This is a genomic window from Hymenobacter volaticus, assembly GCF_022921055.1.
GTDB classification, from domain to species: Bacteria; Bacteroidota; Bacteroidia; order Cytophagales; family Hymenobacteraceae; genus Hymenobacter; species Hymenobacter volaticus.
The window spans coordinates 84,406-99,916 of sequence record NZ_CP095066.1; the positions used below are offsets into that span (position 1 = coordinate 84,406).

The 15,511-nt window shown below is 52.6% G+C and carries 12 protein-coding genes and 3 pseudogenes; all 15 read left to right on the forward strand.

The annotated features are described in order from the left end of the window. Positions 1–35: 35 nt before the first annotated feature. The 15 genes and pseudogenes from MUN86_RS28550 to MUN86_RS28615 all read left to right on the forward strand — a co-directional run bounded on the left by MUN86_RS28550 (position 36) and on the right by MUN86_RS28615 (position 15,468). Complete coding sequence (locus tag MUN86_RS28550) at positions 36–1,421, forward strand: DUF3945 domain-containing protein (RefSeq protein WP_245127193.1); 1,386 nt, start codon at positions 36–38, stop codon at positions 1,419–1,421. A gap of 447 nt (positions 1,422–1,868) precedes the next feature. Continuing rightward, a complete protein-coding gene (locus MUN86_RS28555) occupies positions 1,869–2,453 on the forward strand; it encodes a DUF4269 domain-containing protein (RefSeq protein WP_245127194.1) in 585 nt (194 codons plus the stop codon). Positions 2,454–2,919: 466 nt separating this feature from the next. After that, positions 2,920–3,507 (forward strand): Crp/Fnr family transcriptional regulator, encoded by a 588-nt coding sequence (locus MUN86_RS28560; protein ID WP_245127195.1) that lies wholly within the window; start codon positions 2,920–2,922, stop codon positions 3,505–3,507. A 761-nt stretch (positions 3,508–4,268) separates the two neighbouring features. Beyond that, a pseudogene (locus tag MUN86_RS28565) lies at positions 4,269–5,320 on the forward strand (alpha/beta fold hydrolase). Positions 5,321–6,429: 1,109 nt separating this feature from the next. Continuing rightward, the gene (locus MUN86_RS28570) at positions 6,430–6,663 is read left to right on the forward strand and encodes a hypothetical protein (RefSeq protein WP_245127196.1); all 234 of its coding nucleotides are present in this window, start codon (positions 6,430–6,432) and stop codon (positions 6,661–6,663) included. 155 nt (positions 6,664–6,818) lie between these two features. Beyond that, entirely contained in the window at positions 6,819–7,157 is a 339-nt protein-coding gene (locus MUN86_RS28575; protein WP_245127197.1) for a YciI family protein, read from the forward strand. 248 nt (positions 7,158–7,405) lie between these two features. After that, positions 7,406–7,675 carry a bestrophin family protein gene (locus MUN86_RS32715; protein WP_441319126.1) on the forward strand — a complete coding sequence of 90 codons (270 nt, stop codon included), beginning with the start codon at positions 7,406–7,408 and terminating at the stop codon, positions 7,673–7,675. A 56-nt stretch (positions 7,676–7,731) separates the two neighbouring features. Continuing rightward, positions 7,732–8,402, forward strand: a pseudogene (locus tag MUN86_RS32720) (bestrophin family protein). A 65-nt stretch (positions 8,403–8,467) separates the two neighbouring features. Next, positions 8,468–9,478 (forward strand): hypothetical protein, encoded by a 1,011-nt coding sequence (locus MUN86_RS28585; protein ID WP_245127199.1) that lies wholly within the window; start codon positions 8,468–8,470, stop codon positions 9,476–9,478. Positions 9,479–9,556: 78 nt separating this feature from the next. After that, positions 9,557–10,012 (forward strand): DUF5996 family protein, encoded by a 456-nt coding sequence (locus MUN86_RS28590; RefSeq protein WP_245127200.1) that lies wholly within the window; start codon positions 9,557–9,559, stop codon positions 10,010–10,012. A 941-nt stretch (positions 10,013–10,953) separates the two neighbouring features. Beyond that, positions 10,954–11,660 (forward strand): annotated as a pseudogene (locus tag MUN86_RS28595) (alpha/beta fold hydrolase). Positions 11,661–11,804: 144 nt separating this feature from the next. Then, positions 11,805–11,966, forward strand: a complete 162-nt coding sequence (locus tag MUN86_RS28600; protein ID WP_245127201.1) for a hypothetical protein — start codon at positions 11,805–11,807, stop codon at positions 11,964–11,966. 17 nt (positions 11,967–11,983) lie between these two features. Then, entirely contained in the window at positions 11,984–13,189 is a 1,206-nt protein-coding gene (locus MUN86_RS28605) for a 4Fe-4S dicluster domain-containing protein (protein ID WP_245127202.1), read from the forward strand. 133 nt (positions 13,190–13,322) lie between these two features. Then, a complete protein-coding gene (locus MUN86_RS28610; RefSeq protein ID WP_245127204.1) occupies positions 13,323–14,096 on the forward strand; it encodes a succinate dehydrogenase cytochrome b subunit in 774 nt (257 codons plus the stop codon). Between the two features lie 37 nt (positions 14,097–14,133). Next, the gene (locus MUN86_RS28615) at positions 14,134–15,468 is read left to right on the forward strand and encodes an NAD(P)/FAD-dependent oxidoreductase (protein WP_245127206.1); all 1,335 of its coding nucleotides are present in this window, start codon (positions 14,134–14,136) and stop codon (positions 15,466–15,468) included. Positions 15,469–15,511: the final 43 nt, after the last annotated feature.

Genomic DNA, 15,511 nt, shown 5'->3' on the forward strand with positions numbered 1-15,511 from the left:
GGGAGCTATCTGATTCACCTTTAGCCCATTTTCTTATGTTACACCAAGCCGAAACCCCATTTGGTTCTGAACGGTTACCAGCACCAGCGCCTGCCAAGCAGGTACCCGAACCCGCTAAAAAGCCGGTGAGTCCCTCTGTTGACGAGATGCGGGACGAATTCCTGCTCAACGCCCAACCGGTTGTGGACGCGTTACGCAAAAGCGGTAAAACGCGGGAGGCGTCACAGCTGGAGGAGGCCGCCAAGGTCATTGGTGCCACCGTCGGCACGAGGCCAACTCACCTCTCAACAGTGGGCGACAGCCTAAAAGGGGAGTCAGTCAGTAAGGTACTTAAGAATATATGGGAGGTGATCGAGAAAGACCCCGTGCTCAAGTGCATGCCGCAGGCCCGTAGCTTGCGCAAGGCAGGTGATGCCCTTGATGGCGCTGGCCTGCTCGATATCACGGTGCGCAATGGCGTGGTGGTGAGCTTTGTCAGCAACTTCACAGAAAATTATGCGCTTGCGCAGCAGACGGCTCCGAAGTCCACTGAGAAAGTAGTTGCCCGCCCGCCGCTGGCTACGCCAGCGCCAATACCTTCCGCCGCCGATCTGCAGCCTACTCCGGCCGTGCAAGCCAGGGTCGCCTCGCTGCTGAGTCCGGCCGTGCGAGCCAAGGTGCAGGCCTTAGCCGAGGAGAATCTAGCTACTCGGTCCGCGGCTACGGGAGCAACTTCTAACCCCCCAGCACCCGTCGCCCCAAGTGTTGCCCCCAAGGCCTTTGTTCGGGAGGATATCCCCTTCGAGTTGCTGGCGAAAATGGGTGTGCAAGCGGCCGAGCTGGAACGTACAGGCCAGTTGCAAAAGCTACTGGAAGGCAAAAAAACGGACTTGGTTTCCACCTTCAGCCTTCGAAATCAGCAAGGCGAACCCATTCCGTTTGCTGCTAAAATGGTGCTGCAACGTGATGCGGAAGGAACCGCGAGTCTGCAATTTGACCTACCCAAGCATCGGTTAGAAATTCCGGAGCAGATTATGGGCAAGCAAATTACGCCCGCTATGAAAGAGCAACTGGAGCAGACTGGGGTGGTGCTTACGGATGGCCTGAAAGACAGCCAGGGCCAGACGTTTGCCGCCTATATTGCCATCGATAAAGAGATGAATAAAGTGGTGGCCTTGCGCCAAGGAAACCAGCGGGTTCCGCAGGTGATCAACGGCCTAACGCTTAAACCGGAGCAGCAGCAGCAGTTGCTGGAAGGCAAACCAGTGCGGCTTGAGGGTATGGTAACGGGCGATGGAAAGGCGCGCTTCGACGCAACCATGCAACTCGATCCCTTTAAGCGCAGCATTAATCCGAAAAATGAACGCTTTTATCCTGCACCTCAACAGGCCGTAACGGAGCAGAAAGAGGAGCAAGTTTCGCGTCCTAGAATGCGTATTTAGGGTAATATTGTTGCTCCTGACAATAAAAAAGCCCCAGCTAATGCTGGGGCTTTTGCATTTTATAAAAGGCGTTTTCGAAAGACAATATTTATCCTGTACCTCTTCAGCTTGGTTGGTCTGAAGCTTGCCCTCTTAAGGCGAGCCCGACTAATGCCAGTCAGTGTTCCTATCTCCGCAACCGATAAACCCTTTTCCAGGGCTTTGGCCACCTTGGCTACGTTCATGACTGAAGTGGTCTAGTAAAAACGGACAGTTCAAAGACTTCATGAAGGCTCAACTTGTCTTGGTGGATGACAGTATTTTAAGCATACAAACAAGGCTACCAATCATGAAGGCTATCTAAAACTCGTCTTGTATCATTACTTAAACGCACGCTTCTCAAGTGTGACAATAAGTGCATGTTTTGCCCATATAAGAAAACGACCTACACTACTCTGACTTATTGGTATGAATGCACAGCCAGATTGGATGAACGCCCAGTATCTACAAAATGGTAATGCTCGACAACGGCGCGCTTACGTGGTACTGAAGGAATTGGCAATTCTGACTACCTTGTTTCCCTATGATCCCATTGTTGTGGGCACCATCCCGATCGATATTGACTTGCCGGATAGTGATGTGGACATTATTTGTCACATACTGCCTGAAAACAAGGAAACGTTTAAGCAATTGCTTCGCGCTTCCTATGCACACCTGCCCGCCTTTCAACTTCGTGAGCTTTTAATAGGAGGGCAGGAGTCGCTGGTAAGCAGCTTTTTCTACGAGGAATTGCAGGTAGAAGTGTTCGCACAGGCACGACCCACAGCCCAGCAGCTGGCCTACCGGCACATGCTAGTAGAATATGCCGTGCTACAAGCTGGAGGAGAAAAATGGCGTACCGCGGTGCGCCACCTCAAGCAGCTGGGTCTTAAAACGGAGCCCGCTTTCGCAACTCTGCTTCAACTTGCTGGCGATCCATACCAAGCCTTGTTGCTACTGGAAGAATTAACGGAGGCTGAATTGACCGCTTGGATAACAAGGAGCTCTGTTTAAGCACGAGTACCTGATGATCTGCCCCCGTTTGCCGCTGTAGCGTTCTATGACGCTTTGTTAAAATAAGCTGGCAGGCATTATCTAATAGGCAGCAAGACAGTACCCAAGCAATTACAATTTTTTGAATCGAATCTCCCCTGTGATCATCAGATTGGCGGGAATATACGCAGCTTATAGAGTCGTTTAAATCAGTTATTTATACCTCCTAGCTTGAATTCTAGTTTATCTTAAAAGCCGGTTTTTACCTATGTTTGCTGAGGGGCTGGTTCATTATCTGAGCTTTCCTAACCGTTATTTCCGAGGTGAGATGCCGTTACATAACTCATAAATAATGGCTGCACTATCTACCCGTTGATGGGAGCTGCTGCGTGCTTTTCTAACATAGTCGCTGCTACAATCGTCGCTGCTACAACTTACAGGAAGTAAGTCCAGAGCCGGTAGTTAGATACACCCGAATTCCGTTAATATGAACGCTTTATATACGCCCTTGCTCGACCACATTGCCCGGCATGCGGCTTTGACGCCAGCCGAAGCGGACTTGTTTGTAAGCTATCTGCGCACTCAGTCGATTGACCGCAAAGACTTTCTGCTGCGTGAGGGACAGATATGTCCAGCTAGCTACTTCGTGTTGCGCGGCTGCTTACGCACTTATTTCGTTTCTGAAAAAGGTACCGAGCAAATTATTCAGTTTAGCATTGAAAACTGGTGGGTGACGGATTATACCAGTATGGGCACGCATTCGCCAACTGTGTACACTGTCCAAGCCATTGAGCCTACAGAAGTTGTCGTGTTTGACCAGTCGGTACAGGAAGAGGTTTTTCAACTGTTACCTAAACTGGAGCGCTACTTTCGTATCATTTTGCAGCGAACCGTGGCAGCCGCTCAGTTCCGAAACAAGTTTCTGTTCGGAATGTCGGGGGAGGAGCGGTATCACTTCTTTAGCGAGGCCCTGCCCGGGTTTGTACAGCGGGTGCCGCAGTATATGTTAGCCTCGTACCTAGGCTTTACCCCGGAATTTCTAAGCAAGATCCGGGCGAAAGTGGGGCATTCGTAAGGAAATAAGCGCGACCGGTCCCCTAACTAGATCAAAGAGCAGCCGAGGGTATTCGCTACCCTCACCGCTAGGGCAGAATTCTACACTATCCATTTAGTCGCCATTATTAGCTTCGCCTTGGTAAGCGGAGGCTAACGCGGTAGCAGAGAAACGGCCTGCGGCAACATTTGCTTTCATGGGATTGCACTTACCCAACGAGACAAAGCAGTCGGTTCAACTTACCCTGGTTACATAATTAAGTTCAGCCATTGCTTTTTGCATTGAGCGAAAGGGCAGAAAAAAGGCAGCAACTTGAAAAGGCTAGTTGATCTTAAGGCTTGAGTTGGCTTTCCTAGCAAGTCAGCTGCTTGAAGCACCAAGAGGAATAACAATCTTTTTTGGGCAGATGATTTCTTAAACTAGATCAAGAAATTTCAAGACCTGAGAATCAGATCTTTGAGGCATACTTAGCCTGGGTGGTTACCTCTACACTTTGTACTGCAACACCGTTTGCCTGGCTGGGTTGTGGGACCTATTGGTTGCTAACTACCACGATCTACCCCCCCCCAAAAAAATACGACGCAGCAGATATTAAGCAAGTTGTTGCTCATCAACAGCTTAAGCTTATGTTGCCGTCCAGAAAAGAAAGCGACGAGCGGTAGAGTCTTTTCGAGTCTTGGTAAGAAGACTTCTATTCCCTTAAGCGAGTTCAGCTACTAGGACAACCGCACTTCTAGCCTAGAATCCCCTTTTGCCACCATGTCCTAGCCAGAGATACGCTTATGCTAAACAAAACCGAAACCGTGAACCAGGGCCATGAACTCAACCGCCGAACTTTCCTTAAAACGGCGGCAGCAGGTCTCTTCATTGCCAATACGGCGCTGCACAATGCCGCAGGTGCGAGTGTCAACCAAATCAGCGCTCCGGCGTGGCTACCTGCTCCCATCAAGCAAGTCAAAGCGGGTGTCCTCGATATTGGCTACTATGAAATCGGTCCTAGCAATGGACCATGTGTAGTTTTATTGCACGGTTTTCCGTATTCCATTCATAGCTACACGGAGGTTGCTCCGTGGCTGGCTGCGCGGGGATGTCGGGTGGTTGTTCCTCATCTGCGGGGTCACGGTTCGACGCGTTTTATAGCGAGCACCACCCCGCGCTCGGGCAGCAGGGGGCGATTGGCGCGGATGTAATCGCCTTACTTGATGCTTTGAAAATAGAGCGTGCCACGCTTGCCGGTTACGACTGGGGTGGGCGAGCCGCGTGCGTGGTAGCAGCGCTCTGGCCAGAGCGCTGCACGGGACTGGTATCGGTCAACAGTTATCTGATTCAGGACATTGCGCAGGCGAGCCAGCCTTTACCCCCGGCAATTGAATCCGGCCTCTGGTACCAGTATTATTTTTTGACGGAGCGCGGTCGCGCTGGCCTAACGGCTAACAGGCGCGAACTTGCCAAATCCCTCTGGTCGCGGAATTCACCTTCCTGGCGCTTCGATGAAGCGACGCTTGATCACCATGCCAGCACGTTCGACAATCCCGACTACGTGGATGTAGTTATTCACTCTTACCGCCATCGGCTAGGTTTTACAGCTGGTTATCCCTCTTATGAAGAAGTGGAACGACGCCTTGCCGCTCTCCCCATCATTACAGTGCCAACCATTACCCTAGATGGTCAAGCCGATGGCGTCGTACCCGCAGCTGATAGCCGCGCAACCGCGCACAAATTTAGTGCAGCACGTAGACACCGCGTAGTTAAAGGCGCAGGGCACAACCTACCGGAAGAATCCCCTCGGGAATTCGCTGAGGCGGTATGGGAGCTTGCTTCCGCCCAGCGTTGAGTTAGCTTTCAATCGGGAGCAATAATCTTCTTATGGACGGTGAGCTTCCCTGACCTTACCTGCTGGTTGTTACGCGGCGTTGCCACTTGCGCTTTTCAAGGGCTTGACGCTCTTATGTAAGCCCTGCCCTTCTCACTCCTTTACTAACCTCGTAATGAGGTGCTTGCTCAAGGTGCTTCTGCTTAGAAAACTTAGTGCGTTAGCATTATTACTCTGTTCCTCGCGTGGAAGTGACGCTAGCGTAGTTGTGTAATAGCCACTGGCGTTTTGCTTGTGATAATGGCAGCCACCCCGGAGAACCCGTTTACCTAAGGTAGATACGGGTATCAACCCAAAAGAAGCCCGTTGCGATGAACTCGGGCAATTAATCGTGCTTGCGCTTACTGCCACAAGGTTTGCTGCTAGCCTGGCAGGTTAACTACCTGAGAGGAGAGGAGTGCCACCAATTCGGGCACGTTAGAGAACGACGAATCAGTTCAAAGTTCCGCTTCGGTAGCGGTAAACACAACCTGTCCCGACCATGGTAAGCATTGTTGACTTTAAGCTTAAATCAAGCTAAAAAAGGCACTCTATTTCGTAGATCGTTCGTCAACTCACGGAATAAAGTGTAAACCACAAATCAGTTTCAGTCATAACTAACTTGCAATCAATTGATTATGACAATGGCACGGCAGTTGCCTACTCTTGAGCACATCGCGGTTAGCAGCATCATAGCAATCTCAACAACAGCAGAGGAGTTCTTTTCTCGCTGATCAAACTAACACCCTGGTACTTTAACCTTAAAGCAGATCGACATGGACTTGAATTCGTTGGAAACGCCAATCAACTCTTTGATTCAGAAAATAAGAGAATCTCCCGAGCAACCCCCGCATGTTGTGTACCTGCCTTTAGAGGAAGGCCTAGATGAAGGGGGAGAATACTTAGATGATTCGTTAAGGGAGGTCGATCAGACCTTGAATTCAAAGTGATAGCAAGTTGAGCAGTAGGCTGCGGAAACCAGCTTAGAGTTAGGCAATCATCACCTAAGGCTGCGTGAAGCGGCAGGATACGTTGATTAAAGCAACGGCAAGCAGTTACTCGATGCCTGCCAAAATTACGACAGCTTGAAAATGAGTGAGTTTCTATTGGTGTTTCGCCGAGATTATAGCACGCCCGAAATACAGCCAACGCAGGAGCACATGCGCGAGCACGTAAAGCACTGGGCCGATTGGTTTCGCAGCTTAGCGGCTCAGGATAAATTGGCTTATCCAGTTCGGAGTTACGAGAGCAGCGGCAAAATTGTCAAGCACCAGGAGGTGGCCAGTGGTCCCTATACTGCCGAAATGAACTCCATTGGGGCTTAATTATCCTGAAAGCTGCTGACTATAGAGAGGCAATCGACATAGCACGAGACTGTCCTATACTAAGCCTAAACGGCACCGTTGAAATTCGGCAAGTAATAGCTCAGAGTTTCTAATACCCTTATTCAAAGGGACAGCAACAAGCTGAAATCAGCTCCATGAACGAGTTTTTATTTCTGTTTCGTAGAGAATACCATTCCGAAGAAGTACATCTGCTATCTGAGCAGCTTCCGCAACAAGTAAAGCATTGGCAGAACTGGGTTCGCAAGCTGGCGGCTGAAGACTATTTGGATGAACCACCAGCCCTATTTGATGGAATAGGTAGGATTGTGACAAAAGACAGCTTCGTATCCATCGGACCTTACGCTGAGGGAAAGGAATGTATTGGTGGCGTACTCATCATTAAAGCGATTAATTACGAAGCAGCTATCAGAATTGCACAGCAGTGCCCTCTGCTGGAAAAGGGTGGTAGCGTTGAAGTGCGTCGAACATTGTAATCCCAGCCTGAGCCTTCCCCATCAAGGAAGCGGGTAGGAAAAGTTCATTATGGGAGTTGAAAACGCCAGCCAATAAGTGAGCCGTAATGGGCAGAGCTCTGGTTGACACCAGGAGCCAAGCAAGCTTTCCCGTGGAATGCGTTGGGTTTTTAATTTATTGGACACGGGCGCTCGAGAGACACGGTCCAAGAGGAAATCGTAGTTGTATCCAATTATTGCCTTCAAGGCGATAGACCTGAGCCAATACCATGCATGTCGGCAAATCATATAAAATAGGGGAGTTTCTAGTGTGGACGAGAAGCAAGATTTATCTTCTTGCCGTGCTGGGAGCCTTACCCGTCGTCCTATATCAGGTTGCCGGCCTGAGATGGTTGACAATTCCCTGGGCCATTGTAGCTCTGTTAGGTACGGCGACAGCTTTTATTGTGGGATTTAAGAATACCCAAACTTATCACCGTACCAGTGAGGGGCAGCAGATTTGGACTGCCATTATCGGCTTGAGCCGGTACTGGGGATAATGAGCCGAGATTCTTTCTCGTGCCCAGCAAAAACCCAGGAGCTTCTCTACCGCCATATGGCTTGGCTCACCGCATTGCGCTATCAACTCCGAAGTGAACGGCCTTGGGAAAGCAAACAGCACAAGCATAACGTCGAGTATCAGCAGTATTACACAATTCCTGAGCAGATAACCTCCTTGGAATGTGAGCTAACCAAATACCTCACTGAGCACGAGCTGAAGTTGATTGTGGCAACTAAAAACAAAGCAACCCACCTTCTGTCGTTGCAGAGTCAGACTATTAAAGACTTGTATGATCTAGGACAACTTGGTGTAGTGCAATTCGTGGAGATGCAACGAACCCTTAAAGAATTTTACCTACAGCAAGGGCAAAGCGAACAATTAAAAGAGTCACCCTACCCCGACAGTACGCCATTATCAATACATTTTTCGTGTGGTTGTTCTGCTTACTTCTGCCTTTCGGCATGCTCCGAGACTTTGATCGGCTAAACAGCTTGGTGGAAGGTAGTTGGAAGGGGCAGATGGTCTGGTTGGTAGTTCCTTTCAGCATGGTTATTTCCTGGATGTACACTTCACTCGAGCAGGTGGGTGAAAGCACTGGAAATCCCTTTGAAGGTAGTGCCAACGACGTTCCAATTGCGCAGATAAGCCGCAGCATCGAGATCGAACTCCGGCAAATGTTAGGCGAGCATAAGCTCCCCCCGAACTACAGCCCCAAAATGAAATAATTCTTTGATGATGCCCCAATGCAGTCCATTGGGAAACCACTCACTACCCCTAAAATGCTTAGATAATGGAAATCCTTGCAATGGACCTGCTCAATGCATCCCCCATTCTGCTTGACCTCCAGGCGAAAATACAGGCTTTCGATGTTTCGGAAAGCCTGTATTTAAGGAGCTTTAGCGACCAAGACTTAGTGCATTCGTCGGATGCGAAGCACCCCGTAAACGCCTTGGGTATCAAAGAGGAGCACTTGCCTAAAATTCTGCAATTACTGGGTGTGCGTAGCTTAACCTTGAACGCGCAGCATGACCTCAGTGCGCTAGCTAACCTGAACGTGGAGATCCCTGAAAACGCGGCTAGCGAACAGCACCAGTGGTATTATCTGCGTAGCGAGGCCGTAATTACAGAATTGGCTTTGTTGCTTTTGAATTGTCGGACCATCGCTTTTGATGACTGGTCGAAAGTTGCGGCGGCATCCGACCTGTGGGATGGCCTGCTAACGGACGTAATCCACCCTTTAGGGAAAACGAACCTGGAATTCATTTTCTATCTCGGTGACTTACAGCACAAGTTGTCGTTTGAAGTGGATGAAGCCCTTGACATTATTAGCGGTTTTTCCCGCCATGGCCAAGTCACGTTAGCCTTGGACGAGAAAGAGGCTATTAACCTGTGGATGGTGCTTAATGGGGTACACCCGGATACGCCAACAACGAAGCAGAGCTATCCCGACCTAAAGAAAAAGTACTTTTCCATTTTCCGAACGATGCGGATCACGCGGTTGCTGATCTACTCGGCCTATGATACGCTCCTGTTTACCAGTCAAAAGCAATTTGTTCTAGCTCGCAAGAGGGTTGCACCCAACGTGGAACTGGCCCCGGAAGCCCGCCAGAACTTCATTGCCGGCTTTAGTTTTGGCATGCTGCTTCGCCTCGACATTGCACACTGTATCGCCCTTGGGCTTATCGTTTTTGGCAGCTACGGAGAGGTGGAAACCAGTCCGGCCCCTGAGGACTTGCTGGCCTACATCGATCGATGGCAGGAAGATTTGCAAAAACCGGATTCTATCCATTTGTACGACTGAGCACTCTTGAAACTTAGCCAGCTTGCTTTTTCCTTCCTGTTTTACAGGCTCTAGAGCCGTATTCCAAACCCTTGTATCATGCAAGCACTATCTGACCGTTGGCCTTCTCTCCCGACCGACTTCTGGACTAATACCAGTCAACTGCACCGGTGGACGCAGCTAGCTGGCATGATGCGCCGGGCGCTTAGCCCCCTGTTAACTGAGTGGTGGCAAATTCCCCTCCACTTCACGCCGCAGGGTCTCTCCACGGGCCCCATAGCATTTGCAGAGGGCAGCTATGAACTAATCTTCAACTTCCGGACTCACGAGCCTTTGGGGCATCCCGCGGGCAGCTGCACCCGCCAGATACTGTTGGAACCCCGTTCGGTTGCCGATTTTTACCATCAGTACCGGGCCCTGCTACGCAAAGCAGGCATCAGAGAGAAAGGCAAGTCCAGGGCTGGTGAGGGGCAGGCCAGCATAGCTGATGTCTTTCAAATCCTGACCCTCGATTTACCATTTACTATTTCCCTGCTTTCGCATGCACGCAGTTAACCTGACTACTTCCACCGTGCGCGGCTTCGCCTCTGACCCCCTACCCGCAAGTAATTGGTTTCTTTAAGCGTTCTATACTGCCTGGATGAACCTCGAAACGCTGCCACCGCTCGAAGCTTGCAACGTGTAGGCAGTGCCAGGCTAGGAGTGAGAGTTGACCTTACGTATTGCAGTTTACGAATAACAGGTAGCCGTAATGGGTGCACAGTGCCGCTGACGAAAGGGGGGTGCGACAGGTACTTTATGAATCTAGCCGAGCGCGAGTAAATTCATTCTTCTCGGCAGGCACCCACCGAGCAGCTGCAAAGGCTGCTATCCGCCCTCATCCAAGCGGCTTAGGATACTGTTCTACGGGTGAGAGCCAAGTCTACAGTTGTGCTGCCGGAGTGTTCGCCATTACAGCAACTACAATGACCTGATTCGCGATTCAGGTCTGCTCAACAGCCTAGCCGAGGTGCCGACTGTAATGTCGCTTTTCCTGCACACGGCCACTGAATTGAAACAGTACCTAAATACGGCTGCCGCCAGCTAAGCTTGCTGGAACGCACTGGCCAGGCCTTATAAGGGCTCTTAAAGGCTGAATCAGCCTTGCCCTCCGACACGAGGAGGCTTTACGCATAGATCTAGATCGGACAGTTCATTCTTTTCATCTAGCTCAAAACCGTCCCTATGTAGGGGCGGTGGGCGTATGGCTGCCCGCTTAGGGGCTGCTGTGCCTTTCACCGATCCTTGCCCTGGGCTATGCAGGCAGAATTCACTGAGTACGCCTAAGGTTGGTCGAGAGCCGTCCCACGTTTTTGCTGCAAACCTTTTTAATTCTTTCAATTGTGTGGTATTCTAAATTTCTGGCCCTGTGTGCCTGCACCGTGGTCCTATTGGCCGCTGCGTGCCCTACTGTAGCACAAGCTCAAACTAGCGCCGTCAAGGGCATAAGAAACGTGGTGCTCGTACACGGTGCCTTTGCGGATGGCTCGAGTTGGGCCAAGGTCATTCCGCTTCTGCAAGCCCGTGGGCTCAATGTCATTGCCGTGCAGAACCCACTCACCTCTCTCGCCGACGACGTGGCTGCCACCAAGCGGGCCATCGCCCTGATGCCTGGCCTAGTGCTGCTGGTAGGGCATTCATGGGCGGCGTGGTGATTACCGAAGCGGGCAACAATCCGAAGGTGGCTGGTTTGCTGTATGTGGCCGCGCTAATTCCCAACGACGGACAATCCCTGGTGGATGTAGTGCAGAATTATTCACCTGCGCCCGGTAACGCCGAAGTACAAGCCGACGCGGCGGGTTTCCAGAAGCTTTCCATGCAAGGCATCCACCAAGACTTTGCGCAGGATGTACCCGTGGCGGACCGCAACGTCATGCATGCCACGCAAGTGCCGTGGGCTAAGCAGGCCCTAACGGAAAAGATTGCCCAGGCAGCCTGGAAAACTAGGCCTTCCTGGTGCGTAATCGCGAGCGCTGACCGGATGATAAACCCGGAACTGGAGCGTGCCGAGGCCAAGTTGATCAAGGCCACTACGCTCGAACTCAATACCAGTCACGTGCCCATGGTTTCGGAGCCGAACAAAGTTGCCGCCTTCATCCTTGCTGCCACGCAGAAGCTAGGAGCTTCGCAGCTGACCACCCGGCAGCCGGCAAAAAGACGTTGAGCACCCCGCAAACTAAGGTTCTCTCAAAAAAATGGGGTAACCCGGGCAGACAACTCAGGGCAAGGCAATTTCTTAATCTAGGTTAAGGAAATAGCCCGTGCTCAGAGCAGACCTTTAACTCACTTCTTTCATGGGTCACTGAGCATGCACTTTTCACTGCAGAATGTTTTCTTCCTGGTGGTAGTAGCGCTGGGCTTCGGCTTGTTTAGCTGGCAGGCCTCCCGCATACGGGCTAACATCCTGATCGGCCGCGACCGGGAGGTGAGGGGGAGGTTTTCAAAAGATCCTGGAAAACGCTCCTCGTAGCGTTTGGGCAGCAGAAGATGTTCACTCGCCTTACGCCGGCGGTGTTGCACCTAGTTGTTTACGTGGGTTTTCTGACGATCAACCTTGAAGTACTAGAAATGCTCTTGGACGGCGCGTTGGGGACACACCGTCTGTTAGGCTTTGCTGGCCGAGGGTATGCTGCTCTGGTGGCTACCAACGAGATACTGGGGGTACTAGTGGTGGCGGCCGTCACGGCGCTCTGGTGGCGGCGCAACGCGGGTGGAGTGCGCCGCTTCGTCGGCGTGGAAATGCGGGCCTGGCCCCGGCTTGATGCCAATCTTATTCTATACGCGGAGCTGCTGCTAATGGGGGCGCTATTTCTAATGAACTCGGCCGACTTAAAACGGCACCAATTGCTAGGCCAAGTACTGCCAGGAACTTACCCCGTCAGTCAGTGGCTCCAGGGTTTCTTGCCAGCTAACGTTTCGACCCTGTTCGTCCTGGAGCGGGTAGGCTGGTGGGCCCATATCGTGGGTATTCTGGTGTACCTGAACTACCTGCCTAGTTCCAAGCACTTCCACATCATCATGGCCTTTCCGAACGTGTGGTATTCGCGCTTGGTGCCTCCAGGCCAGCTTTCCACCGTGGCGAGTATCACCCATGAGGTGAAGGCCATCCTGGATCCCAGCTACGTGGTGCCCGCTCCGGCCTCTGCAGCTGATGGTTCCGCGGGGCTTCTTACTTCCTTTGGCGCCCAGGATGTGGACGACCTGCCCTGGACCGCACTGCTGAATGCTTACGCTTGCACTGAGTGTGGCCGCTGCACTTCCGTGTGCCCGGCCAACCTGACTGGCAAGCTGCTCTCCCCGCGCAAGATCATCATGGACACCCGCGACCGGGTCGAGGAAAAGTACCACTCGCTGCTCATATTTCAGCCCAACCAGTACGGTCCGGAAGCCCGGCATGTCCAACAGGAGGCACCGGCTCCGGAATCCCACCCCCTGCTGCGCGGTTACGTGACGCCGGAAGAACTGTGGGCCTGCACTACCTGCAACGCCTGTGTGGAAGCTTGCCCCGTGAGCATTAACCCCTTGGAAAGTATCCTGGAGATGCGTCGGTTTCTGGTCTTGGAAGAGTCCGCGGCGCCGCACGCCCTCAACGTGATGTTTGCTAATATCGAAAACAATGGCGCACCGTGGGCTTTCTCGCCTTCCGACCGGTTTGTCTGGGCCGATGACCTATTCGTGACCTCCAAGAACTGAGGCTACCACTGCCAAGCGCTGCTCAAGGGGGCAGCATTTCAACCTAAATGTCGCTCCCATACCTGTTCGCAGCCAACCGGGCTAAACCAGCCTATTGCCATTTCCTGCCCCTTCAATTCTTGCCTTATTTCTCATGAATTGGCTTACCAAAACGCTCTCCAGCAGCATTGGACGCAAGATTACCATGTCCCTAACGGGCTTGTTTCTTTGCTCGTTCCTGCTCGTGCACCTCTCCATCAACCTGATGATGCTGCTTCCTGACGGCGGTGACACGTTCAACATATGGGCGGAGTTTATGGCTACTAACCCCATCATCCGGACGCTGGAAGTGGTGCTCCTGCTGGGACTGCTGCTGCACGCCTACCAGGGCTTGCGCTTGGCCATCACGAACCGGAAAGCGCGGGGCCCAGTGGCCTACGTGGTCAACCACACGGCCCAAAATTCCCGGTGGGCGTCGCGCAATATGACGCTGCTGGGCATCCTGTTACTGCTGTATCTAGGCGTGCATATGGGGAATTTCTGGTTGCGCTCCCGCTTCGGGCTACTGGGCGGCCTGGTAGAAGTACAAATCCCTACTATCGACCATCCCGTCAAAGACTTGTATTCCCTGGGAGCGGCCTCGTTTAAAATTCCGTGGTATGTGACGCTTTACGTGCTGGCGCAGGTGGCACTGGGCTATCACCTCTGGCACGGCTTCCGGAGCAGCTGGCAAAGCCTGGGGCTCAACCACCGCAAGTACAATCCCATGGTCTATGGCACCGGCTACGTTTTTTCCGTCGTGGTGCCGCTGCTTTTCGCGCTCATTCCCTTGGCCATTCTTTTTAGTTCAGCCTACCAGCCGCGCGAAGCCACGCGCAACATCATCAATCATTCGCTGCAAGATAAGACGCCAATCCAGCAGCCCTGAGCAGCGCTCCCTATCCACTCCTTTACTAGCCAACCCTATGTCTCACTTATCGGAATCATCGCTTAACGTTCCCAGAACCAACAAGCCGCGGATAGTAGTCATCGGGGGCGGGTTTGGGGCGATCAATTTCGTGCAGCGCCTACCTGGCCACGATTTTCAAGTGGTCATGCTCAGCAAGCAAAACTACCACGGCTTCTGGCCCTTACTTTACCAGGTGGCTACCGCCAGCGTGGAGCCAGAATCCATTGCCGAACCCATTCGGAAGCTGTTCCGGCGCCAGGAGGACTTTCACTTTCGCGCCGTGCCCGCTACCAGCATCGATGCGGTTGCCAAAACCGTGACGACTCCGCTCGGCCTAGTGCCCTATGACTATCTGGTGGTCGCCACGGGCACCCAGTCCAACTACTTTGGCAACGAGCAAATCCGGCAGTATGCGTTCAACCTCAAAGACCTCGGCGACGCGGTCAACTTGCGCAGCCAGCTCCTGCAAAGCCTCGAGGAGGCGAACGTCACCCAGGGTCCCACCCAACGCCACGCCTTGCTCAACATTGTAATAGCGGGGGCGGGTCCCACGGGCGTAGAACTGGCGGGTTCTCTGGCTGAAATGCGGCGGCACGTGTTGCCCTGCGACTATCCCGGGCTGAATTTCAGGGAAATGAACATTTACTTGATCGATGGGGCCAACCGCGTGCTGCCTACGCTCTCGGCGGAAGCGAGCCACCAAACCCTGCAGGATCTACAGGAGTTGGGCGTCATCGTTAAGCTCAATGAACTAGTGACTTCTTACGATGGGCAGACCGTGATCCTGAACAGCGGCGAGCGGATTGCCTCGCACACGCTGGTATGGGCGGCTGGCGTAAAGGGGGCGCTTCTCGAAGGACTGCCGGCAAGCACGCAGGAGCGCGGCCGTTACCTCGTCAACTCTTTCAACCAGGTGCACGGGTACGACGACATTTTTGCGATTGGCGACATCGCCCTGATGAAAGCGGCCGGGTGGCCCGGCGGACACCCGCAGGTAGCCCAGCCGGCTATTCAGCAAGGCCGTCACCTAGCCAAGAACTTTCGGCGCCTGCTCCAAGGCGAGCCCTTTAAGCCCTTCAAGTATTTCAACAAAGGTGATTTAGCCGTTATCGGGCGCAACCGCGCCGTGGCCGATCTGCCGGGCGGCATTCACCTAAGTGGCTTTATTGCTTGGATGACGTGGTTGTTCGTCCACATCTTTTTTCTGATCGGCTTTCGCAACAAGATGGTAGTGCTCGTCAACTGGCTCTACCAACTCGTCACGTTCCAGCGGGGAACCCGCATCACCATTCTGCCCCTGAACCGGCCGGCAGCCAAGGTGGAGCAGCCGAAAGCGATGCCCATAGGTTAAGGCTATTCATTCGCCAGATCGTCAGGAAAGAGTTGCCGGAGCC

Bases quoted from the DNA above. Each gene is read 5' to 3' on its own strand.
- MUN86_RS28550 (WP_245127193.1), top strand. From the start codon at position 36: ATGTTACACCAAGCCGAAACCCCATTTGGTTCTGAACGGTTACCAGCA.
- MUN86_RS28555 (WP_245127194.1), top strand. From the start codon at position 1,869: ATGAATGCACAGCCAGATTGGATGAACGCCCAGTATCTACAAAATGGT.
- MUN86_RS28560 (WP_245127195.1), top strand. From the start codon at position 2,920: ATGAACGCTTTATATACGCCCTTGCTCGACCACATTGCCCGGCATGCG.
- MUN86_RS28570 (WP_245127196.1), top strand. From the start codon at position 6,430: ATGAGTGAGTTTCTATTGGTGTTTCGCCGAGATTATAGCACGCCCGAA.
- MUN86_RS28575 (WP_245127197.1), top strand. From the start codon at position 6,819: ATGAACGAGTTTTTATTTCTGTTTCGTAGAGAATACCATTCCGAAGAA.
- MUN86_RS32715 (WP_441319126.1), top strand. From the start codon at position 7,406: ATGCATGTCGGCAAATCATATAAAATAGGGGAGTTTCTAGTGTGGACG.
- MUN86_RS28585 (WP_245127199.1), top strand. From the start codon at position 8,468: ATGGAAATCCTTGCAATGGACCTGCTCAATGCATCCCCCATTCTGCTT.
- MUN86_RS28590 (WP_245127200.1), top strand. From the start codon at position 9,557: ATGCAAGCACTATCTGACCGTTGGCCTTCTCTCCCGACCGACTTCTGG.
- MUN86_RS28600 (WP_245127201.1), top strand. From the start codon at position 11,805: ATGCACTTTTCACTGCAGAATGTTTTCTTCCTGGTGGTAGTAGCGCTG.
- MUN86_RS28605 (WP_245127202.1), top strand. From the start codon at position 11,984: ATGTTCACTCGCCTTACGCCGGCGGTGTTGCACCTAGTTGTTTACGTG.
- MUN86_RS28610 (WP_245127204.1), top strand. From the start codon at position 13,323: ATGAATTGGCTTACCAAAACGCTCTCCAGCAGCATTGGACGCAAGATT.
- MUN86_RS28615 (WP_245127206.1), top strand. From the start codon at position 14,134: ATGTCTCACTTATCGGAATCATCGCTTAACGTTCCCAGAACCAACAAG.